A 12,961-nucleotide genomic window follows, 5' to 3' on the forward strand; every position below is an offset into this window, starting at 1 on the left:
ATTAAAACTCTATTGTACATTTTTGATCATCATAAACCGCTTTGGCAGTGATAATACCTTTTGAATGCCGTCCCAGCACCATGACTTTTTTTGGCTCATCGGGAAGCAGGTCGAAGTAATTGTCTGAAAAGAGCCACCCAAATTCGTCTCCGTCCTCATTTCCCAGCAATTCAACACACCTTGCGAATTTTTTTGAGGTTATGACAAGACAGTTGCCGCCTTCTTTGACAATTTCCAGGCCGGTATCAACAGGATACATCAGATGCCTTTCCAGTTCAAACACATCAATGCATTCCGCAATTAATCCTCCTCCGGGTGCAAATGCTTTTGCACAGACCAGGAAACGCTTGCGGAACTGGCCGAATTCATCCAGGTCAGCCAATACCTTTGACTCATCGGCCATAACCGAAAAAGGTACGCTGAATTCTTTTACATAGCTATTATTATCCATGTCCAACAGCTTTATGTCAAGTGTCCCCTCAACCCGGTTCATGGTATCGTTTGTCATCCATACGTAGCCATGCCGTGAGAATTCACAGGACAGCAGAATGGGTTCATAGGCCCGTTTCAAGGCATAATAGGGATAATATGGTTCCTGGAAATAATCGATTACTCCATAGGATATGATATTGCTGTTATTGTTGAATTTCCAGAGCATATGTCCCTTTGTTTTACGGACTCCTTTTTGATCTCCGGCTGAGCGCCCCCTGCGGAACCTTTCCACATCTCTTCTGATATATTCGGCATGAGCGGCACCAATGCGGTAAATCAACTCCCCGGGGGAATCCGCATCATAATAATGTTCAACAGGCCCCAATTTGATATGCCCTATATTTGTATTGTGATTGCACCATGATTCGGGCCAGGGCAGTGGATTTTTTCTGCTGACCTTTGCAGTATATCCCTCGGGCCACAATTCTTCAGGTGTCATCATTTTTTTCATTGTACGCAGCGGCGGAGTCGATACTCTGCAGTTTTCACTGAGGAAAACAGGATAATCCCTTTCAGGCACAAACCACAAATGGGTATATCCATGGGTATCTCCTGCCGACGGGTCGTTTGCCCATTTGCCTCCGTATGGAGAGGACGGATGGTACAAACGGCCGGGATCAAGTCTCTTGCATACCTCGGGAAAAACCTCCATAAAGATTTTTTCCCCGAAACAGTATTCACCCGGAAAATCATAATCGCGGGATAAAAGCATTTCATTGCCGCCGCACCACAATAAAATACACGCATGATGGCGAAGTTTTTTTACAAGCTGCTCGGCTTCCATGCGGCAGGCTTCAATGAACCTGGGTTCTTCGCTGTACATGGAATAGCAGAGATAAAAATCCTGCCATACCATGATACCCCGACTGTCGCACTGGTCATAAAATGCTTCGTCATAAATTTCACTTTCCCCCCAAACCCTCACTATATTGCAATTTCCCAGCTCTGCCAGATCCAGAATTCTGTTCATCAGCTCTTCATTATAGCAATTGGTAAGCGTATCGGGGTGGGTAAGATTCACTCCCCACAGCTTGAGCGGGTGCCCGTTTATCCTGTAATCAAAGTCTCCGGCAAGTTCAAGTTTCCTGAAGCCGACTTTTTTTATGAGCTGGTCACCTTTCTTACTCCCGCAGCAGATACAAATAGTGTATAAATATGGCTTCCCATGTGTGCGGGGCCACCACAGCTGCGGTTTTTCTACAGTTATACGCAATTCTGCCGAATCTTCTGAAATTACCGACTTTTCAAGGCCCTTCAGATTATTGTCCCCGTCATACACCGATATGGTACATTCGGTTTCCCCGCTGTAGTTCTCCAGTTGAAGGCTGCAGGCAATCGTTCCCTCGGTATAATCCTCATTCAGGTACGAATCCAGCTTAAATTCCCTTATCCGGAGTTTCTCTGCCTGTTCCAGTACCACCTCGGAATAAATACCGCATCTGATAAGGCTCGGAAAGGGCCCATTGTAATCATGAAACCCGGAACGGAACACTCTCTCGCAGGAATTTGCAGGCACTCTGCCCGTATACTTCTCCGGTATCTCAATTGAATCGATCACTTTTTTTGAAGAATGAAAATATACCATAAGGGTATTGTTCTTCTTCAAATTTTCCAGCCGTTCTGTCCTGTGCTGGAGGTAAACATTATCGAACCGGGCTATGCATTGTCCATTCAGATATATATCTGCATAAGTATCCAATCCCTTAAAATACAAATAAGAAGGAAGAGCCGGATCATCGGCTTTGAAGTCACAGAAATATACCCAATCGAAGTCATCGATCCATGTATCCTTATTATGACCCATAATGTTGGGATTTTCTATTATACCGTGGGAATATAAGACATCATGCACCTGAGAAGGCATTTTATTAATAGTATAATTTAAATCCGGGCCATCTCCATTTTCACAAAGCATATCCACAAGCCGTTCCGGCGTCAATTGCCCGTCAGGTTTTATCCGTCTTAGCTTCCAACCCTTTTCCAAAATCATACGTTTCATTTTTCAACCCATCCTTAAATCAGGTCTGTTTAAAAAACAAACCCTTTGGTAGCCGACAGTTTTTTCATAATACTCTCGCTCAAGCGCTTTCCGCTGGCTGCTGTATTTTTCAAAACCTGATCGGCATTTTTGGCGCCGGGGATAACACTGCATATTCCAGGATAGCTCAAGTTGTATGCCAGTGCCAGTTCATTCATCTTCATACCGGTTTCCTTCACACATTCCTCGATTATTTTCATATCCTCCTGCACTGCTTCAAAACGTTCCTTGCTCCAGAAACCTTTTCTGTTGTCGCCGTCGCCAAACTTTGTATCAACACCGTACTTGCCGGTCAGAATCCCGCTTGCCAGAGGCTGGCTTGTAAAAACAGCCATGTTTCTCTCTTTTGCAATCCTTACAACCTCAATATTGGATTTGTTCAGAATATTAAACGGGCATTCGATTGCCTCTATGGCACCATTTTTATCTTTTTCCAGTGCATGCAGGGTATCTGCCGCTCCCCACATTGCCAGACCGCAGTATCTTGCCTTGCCCGACTTTTTGATCTCTTCCATTGTGCGGAAAACTTCAGCCTCATCCTGCCATTTTGAATCGGGAACATGCAAAAGATAGACATCCACATAGTCTGTTTGGAGGCGCTGTAAGCTTTCATCCAGGCTCATCATGAGATAATTCCTTGTAAAATTCTTGCTTCGCTCGGGTACACGGAAATTGGTTCCCCCTTTGGTTACTATAACTGCCTCCTTGCGCATTCCTTTAAAAAATTCACCTATGAGCTCTTCACTGTGCCCGTCTCCATATGAATCACAGGTATCATAAAAATTAATACCCGCATCCAGGGAAGCCTTTAACGCCGCCTTGGCATCGTCGTCCCGCCTGCCGCCGCCCCAGGCTGTTCCGCCTATTGCCCATGCTCCGAATCCTACATCCGAAACTTTAAAATCCGCATTTCCAAAATCATTATATATCATTAAAATTCCCAATTCCTTTCATTCTTTATCATTCAGTTAACTTTTATCAGTCAGCCTTTATCATTCGGTTAACCTTTGCTTTAAAATTTCCAGGTAGTCCTTGTTGATTATGCAATTCTTGAAGTTAAATGCCTGCATTATATTATCAATTTCTGTTTCGGTCATATTTGCAAATCTTCTTGCATAGGCAGGCTGCAGCATTGCAGCAGCATAACCGGTGAGAGCCGCATAGTTGAAGGTATATGCATTAGCGGCATTCTGGCATTGATAATTGCCCGACTCGGCCAGTATCAAGTCAGCCAGTTCACGTGACTTGACTCTTCCGGGAGAATCCCAGTACTGTGCTACAAAATTTTCGGCGCCCAGATTCCGTTTCATCTGCTGTACAGGTTCTACAATCTTCATGTAGTCTGATTCCGGATCAAGGGTCACCCATCCCATTATTCCGGCATCCTTATATGTCCAGGTTGTCCAGTTTATATCACATTCGTTGTACACCGCAAGCTGGTCATCCATTGCTTTAAGTCTGTAATGCAGCTGCTCTTTCTCTCCATGATATTGAGAGCCGAATTCACCCACCCATAGAGGAACATTATGCTGCCTGCTGAAAATATATCCCTGACAGTTCAAAATGTCCATTTTCTGGCGGTTTTTATCCCAGTAAACAAGTCCTGCCTCAGACTGGTAATAGCCCGGATAAGGGCCTGATCCGAAGCCCGGTGAAGTATAATTGTGGCTGCTGTAAACCAGGTTGGCAGCAAAAGGTGCATCAAGGCCTTCAAAATAACGGGAATAGTTGTCACCTTCCAGGAAAATGATGTGTTTAGGATCGATGTCCCGGATAGCCTTTACCGTACGGCTGTACAAGCTGTTCATAGCATCCCAGTCGGGCTTGTAATGTTCATAAAAATCGAAGGCATGCTCTCCGTTGGGGTTACCGGTGGAAGGTTCATTGATCAGATTATATCCGGCAACAACATTTCTCCCCTCATATCTGCGTGCAAACTCCTGCCACAACGCGACAAAGCGGTCCTGGAAGAGCTTGTGCGTCCATAACAGCGCCACTCCCCTCTCATTGTCGGAATGCCAGTGACAATTCTGCCAGCCCGGTGCCGCATGCATATCCAGAATGACGTAAATGGAGTATTTCTCGCAAAGCTTCAAAATACCATCCAGGCGTTTAAAGCCCTCTTCATTATATGAAAACGGTTTATCATCCGTTTCAAAGCACCTGTAATTCAAGGAAATACGGATGCAGTTGGCACCGCTGGCCGTAATAAAGGCAATGTCGTCCTCGGCAAAGAAATTATCCGCCATACGGTCAAAAAACATTTTTCCTTTTACGCTTCCCAGAGTATCCAGCATGTGTTTTCTCAAAGTACTCTCGGTTCCCGGGTATGCATTTATAAAATCCTCAAGATTGAGAAAACCTCCAATGCAGGTTCCACGTAAATTTACAACTTTTCCGCTTGTATTAATAATTTTTCCATTCTCTATTTGTAGTAAATCCATAATTTTTGTCCTTTACCATGAGTATTATAAATCCATTAGTTGCATACTGCTATTCTTTCACAGCCCCCGCCGAAAGTCCTTTAATTACCTGCTCCTGGCATAGGAAATAGAAAATCATTACGGGCAGTGAAGCCACCAATACCGCTGTAAGAATAGCAGGGATATTTACCGATTCCGCTCCGTAGAATTCACGGATTCCTATGGGCAGTGTTTTCTGGCTGGGAGAGTTGATCAATGTCAAACCAAATATAAATTCGTTCCAGCACGCCAGAAAATTGAAAATAGCCACAGTTGATACCGCAGGCAGCGAAAGGGGCAGCATGATCTGTCCGTATATCCTGAAAACCGATGCTCCGTCAATGTAAGCGGATTCCTGTATACTTTTTGGTACTTCCTTGAAGAAACCCGTCATAATAAATACCGAAATAGGAATTGCAAAGCTTGTATAAGGTCCTATCAAGCCATAGGTTTTATCCAATAATCCCAGCTGCCTGTTTAACGCAAAAATCGGAATCAGGGTTGTGTGTGCAGGTATCATCATACCTACCAGAAATAACATGAAAACTGCCTTGTTAAGTTTGAATTTCATTGTTGCCAATGCAAAGCTTGCCATTGATGCTATAAAAATAGCCAGTGAAACAGAAATACCGGCTACAAACAGCGAATTGAACAGGTATCTTAAAAAATTAGCCTTGAAGACCGCAACAAAATTTCCCATATAAAAAGTTGACGGAATACTCCAGAAGCTCTGCATATATCCATTCTGATCCTTAATGGAGGTAATAAGGACAAAAACAAATGGAAATCCGAATATTATTAAAAATAATATTGCTACAAAATATAAAAGAGCCTTGAGAGTGATTTGCTTTGTCATTAATTATTCTCCTCCTTTCTGCGTGTTCCAAATTGGAACAGAGCGACCATGGTCAGGGATACTATAAACATAAATGCCGCAACCGAGCTGGCATAACCCATATTCGAGGACTCAAAGCCATTCTTGTACATATAGGTGGCCATTACTTCGGTTGCACCGTTAGGTCCTCCTCCGGTCATAACATACACCAGATCGAAGTATTTCAAGGAACCTACCAGGGATAATATTGCCGATGTCTTCAAGGTCGGTGCCAGCAAGGGCAGGGTAATGCTCTTGAACAGCTGAAGCTTGTTTGCTCCGTCTATGGTGGCCGCCTCGTTGATTTCATCCGCGATATTTGTAAGCCCTGCCCGCAGCAGGATCATATACTGGGGAATATACTGCCAGCATACAACAAATAAAACCGCTGGCATTGCACTCTTAGGATCTCCTATCCAGGCCATGTTCTCAAGAGATTTAAAGCCCATGGCTGTGAACATATGATTGATCAGTCCGTAATAAGGGTCAAACATCAGAAGCCAGATAATACCTGTTGCGACAGTTGACAGCAGCATAGGCATAAAATATACGGTTCTGAAGAATTTTGCTCCGCGGATCTTACTGTTGACAATGAGTGCCAGAATAAGTCCGAATGAGAGCTGGAATACAATTGAAACAACCACCAGAATCAGATTATTTTTTAATGCCAGCCAGATATTTATATCCGTAACCAGATTAATATAATTCTTTAATCCTATAAATGTCATTCTGGGACTCAGTCCCGACCATTTCATAAAGCTATAGTAAAAAGTCCGGAAAATACCATAAACATTATAAGTACCGTATACCAATAATGCCGGCAAAAGGAATAATAAAATCGTTAACCGTTGTTTCATCGCTTGTTTTATTTTACTTTTTTTAACATAATCGTTACCGGGCATAGTTCCCTCAAGCGTTTTCATTAATGTAGCACCTCACATTGCTTATTAAGATTCAGGTCTGTAACCATAAGGGGCTAAGTCAAGCCCAAATTTGACCTAGCCCCTGTGGCTTTGTTCAGTGAGTGAGTTATTTATCTTTTAATACTTTTTGTGCTGTGTCCTCACACTTTTTGTATACATCTTCAGGGCTCATTGCTCCGCCGATCAATGCCTGTGTAGATTCATTGAAAGCATTTGCAACTTCTGTAGGAAGTCCCTGGTCAAAGAAATTCTGAACCGAAGTGGATTGTGACAGAATTCCCATAATTCCGCTTACAATAGGATCTTTGATGTTAACATCCTTTGTAGCAACCAGGATACCTCCGTCATTTGCATTTCTTTCATTAAGTTCCTTATCGGTTGTGTAGTACTTTAAGAATGCTACAGCATCATCAGGATTTTTACAGTCCTTTGATACAGAAAATGCATTATTTCCAAGCAAGGTTTCCTGTGTAGTTCCTTTTCCGCCGTTAACTGTAGGGAATGGAGCGACTGCGAGATTGTTTTTGTAGAAATCAGGGCTTTCGTCCTTGGCAGCAGAACTCATGCTTCCTGTTTGCAGCATCATAGCTGCCTTTTCAGAGTAAAACAGCATACGGTCTCCGCCTGTATCATAATTGATACCGTTAGTACCTGCCGGGAACCAACCTTCGTCAACCATTTGCTTAATATTCTTACCGGCATTTATAAATGCATCCTTATCAAATACGCCATTTCCTTTATCTTCAAGACCGGTTATTATGGCATCCTTTCCGCCGAAACGGATATACTGGTAAATGTAGTACATAGCTCCGGGCCATGCGCCTTTGTTACCCATTGCGAAAGGTATTATGCCGTTGTCTTTGAAGGTCTTTGCAACATTTTGCATTTCATCCCATGTCTTCGGGAATGTCAAGCCGTATTTATCAAACAAAGCCTTGTTATAGTATATTACAGTACCTGTAAGTATATAGGGAACTCCGTATACCTTTCCGTCAAAAGTATCAAGATCCCATGCAGCTTCTGAGAGCTGTGATTTGAAATCTGATGTCTTGTCTGTGATTTCCAGTACCTGCTCCTCATCAACAAACTGCTTGAGCCATGCACCGCCCCATGAATGGAAAATATCCGGAGCTTGACCGCTTCCCATAACTGTCTTTAATTTTGTCTTGTAGGGGTCGTTTTCGAAAAACTGTATCTCAACCTCTACATTATTTGTTTTCTTAAAATTTGCTGCCGCATCATTGAAAACTTTGGTAGCCGCATCATTCTTAACGATTGTCCATAAAGTAAGATGCTTTGCTTCACCGGAACCACTCTGGACATCACTTGCAGCTGATTGAGAAACTGCTTCTGATGTATTTCCTGATGTGTCTGAACTACCACAAGCGGCTAAGGACATCACTGTAGAAATTGCAAGAACGATTGATAATAACCTCTTTTTCATTTTCTTCATAGCCTCCTCAAAATTGTTTTATACCTATACTACACAAGGTCTGCGTAAATGAAATCGCTCTCAAATTTAGATAAAAACAGCTGATACAAAACTGTAGTCATATCATATAAATTGAATAAAAAACGCAGTTTAACTCTACTTTTTTTGGTCAGATTTACAATAATACTGTTAAAAAATGTATCTTTGGTAGTATGTATCCAAATATCATATTTTTAATTGTAAGCGCTCTCATTCTTAACCTTAATTCCAATTATACAATGAAAATGTTTTTTGTCAACACTTTAGCCGGATTATTTTTTTCATTTTTTTCGGTCCAAAGAGTAATAATTCAAACTGGGACAATATAAAAAAGTTGCTGCCAAATGCGGCCGTACCACATCCTGCAGCAACTTTTCATCCGAAATATTAATAACTCTCTACTTCAGAGGAATACACGTTTTTCCTTCAAATAATTTGGCTTTCATATTTATTGTGGATTTTTTCGGTTTTTCACCGTCCAGCCAGGCAACCATTAACTCGGCAGCAATGCTGCCCATTTCATGGGTAGGTTGTTCCATGGTAGTCAAAACCGGTAAATACGCCGAATGGTCAAAGGTATCTCTGATCCCGTCAAATCCGATGACCGAGACGTCCTCCGGCACACGTATGTTCATTTCACCGGCGGCATAGATTCCTCCGTAGGCCGATTCGTCACTTCCGAAAAAAACTGCTGTGGGAGGGTTCTCATGAGTCATAAGCTGCTTCATACCCCAGTAGCCGTCCTTGAACGAATGTCCTCCGTTTATGACATTGTCAGGGAGCACCTGTAATCCAGCCTGCTCCATTGCCCTGGTAAAGCCTTGAAGCCTGGCTTTTCCGATTCCGCTGGTCATCAGTCCGGTTATATGCCCGATGGACTTATGCCCCAGACTGATCAAATAGTTTGTGGCCTGATATGCCCCTTCCACATTATCTACATTTACGCTGACTATTCTGGGGTCATCCAGACAATTCTGAATAACAATATATGGAATGTTAACGCTCTCTAAAAAATCAATGTCCTCTTTTTCCAGGTCATTGAGCAAAGTCATGATAACACCGTCTACACCGTGACTTACAAGGTTTTTCAGGTTTTCTTTATATGCCTTCTGGTAATCCCAGAAGGTCTTGTGCTTTTTACTGTTTGCAAAGAATAAACCATAATTTGTAGGCACTACACCATCTTCAATTCCTGATATATAGTTGCCCCAAAAAGGCTGTGTTATATTGTAAATCAGTGCGCCTATTATGTTGCTTCTTCTCCTGACAAGTGAACGCGCAGCGGCACTGGGGATATAATTGAGCTCATTGATAACCTCTTCAACTTTTTTGCGGGTTTCTTCTCTGACTCCCGGAAAATTATTTATTACTCTGGATACTGTAGCACGTGAAACTCCAGCCTTTTTAGCAATTAAATCAATATTCATTGCTTCCACCTTTTTTGAATTATTTCATATGTAGAATAACATATATGATTTTTTTAAACAAGCATCAACTTCACGTAAACAGCAATTTTAGCTAAAATTCACATATGCCGGGCCCAAAAATGTGAGCGCTTTCATGTGTCCGGATTTATTGTGATTCCAAAGGGACGGTTCCCGGTATTCAGTTCGGCAGTTTCCCGTACCAGACCTTCCGGAAGCGGCATGGCATCAATTAATGCCACAACTTTGGCGTTGGAAATGTCAGTTTCTTACAAGAATTTTATCGATCAGGCCATATGCTTTTGCCTCTTCGGCAGACATATAAAAATCTCTCTCAACGTCCTTTTCTATTTTTTCCAGCGGCTGTCCGGTCCTCTCACTGTATATTTTATTTATCCGGCTCCTGGTTTTGATCAAATGCTCGGCATGTATTTTGATATCCGTGGCCTGCCCTTGAATACCGCCGCTCACAAGGGGCTGATGTATCAATATCTCACTGTTCGGCAGGGCAAAGCGTTTTCCCATGGTACCGGCGGCCAGCAAAAACGAACCCATGCTGGCGGCAAACCCGATACAAATGGTAGAAACATCACATTTTATATACTGCATGGTGTCATATATGGCAAAGCCGGCAGATATTGAGCCCCCCGGACTGTTTATATAGAAATTGATGTCCTTGTCAGGGTCTGCCGCTTCAAGATAGAGCATTTGAGCGACAACCAGGCTTGCCGATTCATCTGTGACCACATCACTTAAAATAATTATCCTGTCATTCAGCAGTCTTGAAAAAATGTCAAAAGACCGTTCTCCGTGATTTGTTTGTTCAACTACTACAGGTACCAAACTCATTAAATCAACTCCTTTATTTTATAATAAAATTATGCTGCCATTGAAAGAGTAATCGTACCTGCCGAAGAACCTGTCAGCTTCTTCATACCGGTATAAGTCTTCTTTTGAGAATAATTTTTATTGCAGGTATTCCTGTATTCTCTGGGACTGATTCGGTATGCTTTTTTAAAAGCCCTGGAGAATGACTCTTCCGAACCGTATTGAAACCTGTGGGCAATATCGGTTATTTTCTCATCGGTTTCTGAAAGGGCATCTGCCGACGCCGAAAGTCTTCTTTCCCTCACATATTCCATTACGGAACTCCCTGTGACATTCCGGAATAACCTGTGAAAATAAAATTCTGAAATGTACGCTTTCCTGGCTATGTCATTTAAATTAATTGCTTCACACAAATTTTCTTCTATATATTTGATTGATTCTTGAATAGCAGCTTTATGATCCATTGCAACCTCCTTATGTTCTGTATGCCGGTTTAGCCGCCTATCCCCATGTGCGGGATTTATTACCGGATGTTCTTATAGATATTATATTACTAAAACTATAAAATTACCTGATTTTCCTTGCCAAACTTTATAAATCCCCGGAACAAAAAAAGACTCAAAGGTTACCTGAATTATGATCAGATAATGAGTCAGTAAATTTAAAATAAAAGTATTTAGGGAGTTCATATAAAAACATAGACTAAAATTTTAGACAAAGCCTATGTTAAACTCTATTTTGCCTATTTGTGTTTCAAAATCAACAGCCAGGGTTTCATGCAGGTTTATATCGCAGGATTCAAATATGACCATGGGCGGACTTATTTGCAGTGATACTCCCAGTGAAGCCAGCATAGTGGAGGAAGTTCCTGCAATCATACCGGACAGTTCTCCAATAGCGCTCCTGGCTATTTCGTCAATAACTGAAACACTCATGCCCATCATCATGGCCGAAGCCAGACCTTTAGCGGTATCCTGGGACATTGACAATACGATGTTACCCTGAATTCCACCCTTTAGCAGTATAATTGTCGATACCTCCGAATCCACATACAATTTACTTTTCTTTTTTATGTTTGTCCTCTTGATGCCTCCAACGCCAAATTGCTCCAGCGTCTTGCCAAAAGCTTCTAAAAACAGATTAACATATTTAGCATCCATAGATATTACCAACGCTCTTCATATTTTTGCATCGCTTTCCGGATTAATCCCTTGTATCTTTAAAATAATCCTCTTTGTGATGTATGTCATCAATCAACTGCTGAATCTTTATTTTTTGGTATGTCAAATATTCCAATTCTTTTGGATTAATCCTTCCGGCATTGCTTTCAATCCGGTTGTCGATATTATTTATTACCTCATTTAAATCCTTGATTGTCTGCAAGCTTAACATTTTATCCCCTCCTCGGTTTATTCTTATTATATTTTTCGTCAGTTTATTAACATAAAATAATGCTTTTAGCCTATTTACCCATTTAAAATAAGAATCTAGAACTAAAAGCATCGTATTTTAGATAATATTTTTATATCAACTGGTAACTTCCGTACTAACTTCATAAAATAAGAATGCACCCAAAAGAATTACGAAAATTGTACCGCCTCATTTAAAGAGGTTTTGCCGTCGTCGACAATTTAACGTAATTCTTTTTAACCGTGCATTTTATTTTATGAAGTTGTCCTCGCGTACCAGTTGATTTTGATTAAATTTATCTGTAAAGCAAAAACAAAATTTCAATCAGCACAACAGGTTAAATTGACTGGCCCAAAAAATAAATTCAATTGTATTAAAGCAGCTCGTACAGGCCGCAGACAACCATATCCGCTTCTTTCAGTATATCTCTGCTCCCTATACCCACAGTGCCCATTCCGGCTCTGCGGGCAGCCTCTATGCCGGCTTCAGCGTCCTCGTATACGATGCAGTCGGCTGCCTTAAGGCCCAGTTCCTTCGCCCCCAGCAGGAATACTTCAGGGTCAGGCTTTGCTTTGGACACTTTATTGCCGTCAATTACAGCGTCAAACAGATTGGTTATACCCAGGTTTTCAAGTATCATGGGCGCATTTTTGCTGGCCGAGCCCAGCGCTATTTTCACACCCTCGCCCTTCAGCTTGAGTAAATATTCCCTGGCACCCTTAAGTATCTCCGACTCATCCATTTTCTTTATGTACTCCACATACCAGTTGTTTTTCTTTTCGGCCATGGCCAGCTTTTCCTCCGGGGTACAGCTTATCCCGCCGACTTCCAGCAATATCTCAAGTGATCTCATCCTGCTCACTCCCTTAAGCCTTTCATTGTGCTCCTCAGTGAACTCAAAGCCCAACTCCCCGGCCAAACGCTTCCATGCGAGATAGTGATATTTGGCAGTATCAACTATCACTCCGTCAAGATCAAACAGTGCTCCTTTTATATTGTTCATATTAGCCTCCATGAGCCACATTTGTGGCCACAAAAT

General features: G+C 42.0%; 13 protein-coding genes. All 13 read right to left on the bottom strand.

Annotated features, from left to right (window positions below; translation table 11 throughout):
* Position 1: 1 nt before the first annotated feature.
* On the bottom strand, positions 2–2,491 hold the full coding sequence (locus T344_RS0121185; protein ID WP_027630358.1) for a beta-mannosidase: 2,490 nt from the start codon (positions 2,489–2,491) through the stop codon (positions 2–4).
* Positions 2,492–2,520: 29 nt separating this feature from the next.
* Positions 2,521–3,462 (bottom strand): aldo/keto reductase, encoded by a 942-nt coding sequence (locus T344_RS0121190; RefSeq protein ID WP_027630359.1) that lies wholly within the window; start codon positions 3,460–3,462, stop codon positions 2,521–2,523.
* Positions 3,463–3,522: 60 nt separating this feature from the next.
* Positions 3,523–4,974 (bottom strand): glycoside hydrolase family 5 protein, encoded by a 1,452-nt coding sequence (locus T344_RS0121195; protein ID WP_027630360.1) that lies wholly within the window; start codon positions 4,972–4,974, stop codon positions 3,523–3,525.
* Positions 4,975–5,023: 49 nt separating this feature from the next.
* A complete protein-coding gene (locus tag T344_RS0121200; protein WP_027630361.1) occupies positions 5,024–5,848 on the bottom strand; it encodes a carbohydrate ABC transporter permease in 825 nt (274 codons plus the stop codon).
* Positions 5,848–6,789 carry a carbohydrate ABC transporter permease gene (locus T344_RS0121205; protein ID WP_004624545.1) on the bottom strand — a complete coding sequence of 314 codons (942 nt, stop codon included), beginning with the start codon at positions 6,787–6,789 and terminating at the stop codon, positions 5,848–5,850. The genes T344_RS0121200 and T344_RS0121205 overlap by 1 nt, the downstream gene beginning before the upstream one ends.
* Positions 6,790–6,895: 106 nt before the next feature.
* On the bottom strand, positions 6,896–8,233 hold the full coding sequence (locus T344_RS0121210; protein WP_027630362.1) for an ABC transporter substrate-binding protein: 1,338 nt from the start codon (positions 8,231–8,233) through the stop codon (positions 6,896–6,898).
* A 425-nt stretch (positions 8,234–8,658) separates the two neighbouring features.
* The gene (locus T344_RS0121215) at positions 8,659–9,687 is read right to left on the bottom strand and encodes a LacI family DNA-binding transcriptional regulator (RefSeq protein ID WP_027630363.1); all 1,029 of its coding nucleotides are present in this window, start codon (positions 9,685–9,687) and stop codon (positions 8,659–8,661) included.
* Positions 9,688–9,818: 131 nt separating this feature from the next.
* Positions 9,819–9,926 carry a hypothetical protein gene (locus T344_RS31770; protein WP_278246174.1) on the bottom strand — a complete coding sequence of 36 codons (108 nt, stop codon included), beginning with the start codon at positions 9,924–9,926 and terminating at the stop codon, positions 9,819–9,821.
* Between the two features lie 19 nt (positions 9,927–9,945).
* Complete coding sequence (gene clpP, locus T344_RS0121225; protein WP_027630364.1) at positions 9,946–10,533, bottom strand: ATP-dependent Clp endopeptidase proteolytic subunit ClpP; 588 nt, start codon at positions 10,531–10,533, stop codon at positions 9,946–9,948.
* Positions 10,534–10,562: 29 nt separating this feature from the next.
* The gene (locus tag T344_RS28975) at positions 10,563–10,976 is read right to left on the bottom strand and encodes a helix-turn-helix transcriptional regulator (protein WP_027630365.1); all 414 of its coding nucleotides are present in this window, start codon (positions 10,974–10,976) and stop codon (positions 10,563–10,565) included.
* A 246-nt stretch (positions 10,977–11,222) separates the two neighbouring features.
* Positions 11,223–11,672, bottom strand: coding sequence for a chemotaxis protein CheX (locus T344_RS0121235; protein WP_004624601.1), 450 nt, complete (start codon positions 11,670–11,672; stop codon positions 11,223–11,225).
* Positions 11,673–11,715: 43 nt separating this feature from the next.
* Complete coding sequence (locus tag T344_RS0121240; RefSeq protein ID WP_004624709.1) at positions 11,716–11,904, bottom strand: hypothetical protein; 189 nt, start codon at positions 11,902–11,904, stop codon at positions 11,716–11,718.
* 391 nt (positions 11,905–12,295) lie between these two features.
* Positions 12,296–12,925 carry a beta-phosphoglucomutase gene (gene pgmB / locus T344_RS0121245; RefSeq protein ID WP_027630366.1) on the bottom strand — a complete coding sequence of 210 codons (630 nt, stop codon included), beginning with the start codon at positions 12,923–12,925 and terminating at the stop codon, positions 12,296–12,298.
* Between the last annotated feature and the right edge of the window lie 36 nt (positions 12,926–12,961).

Origin of the sequence: Ruminiclostridium cellobioparum DSM 1351 = ATCC 15832, from assembly GCF_000621505.1 — a bacterium.
Lineage (GTDB): Bacteria > Bacillota > Clostridia > Acetivibrionales > DSM-1351 > Ruminiclostridium > Ruminiclostridium cellobioparum.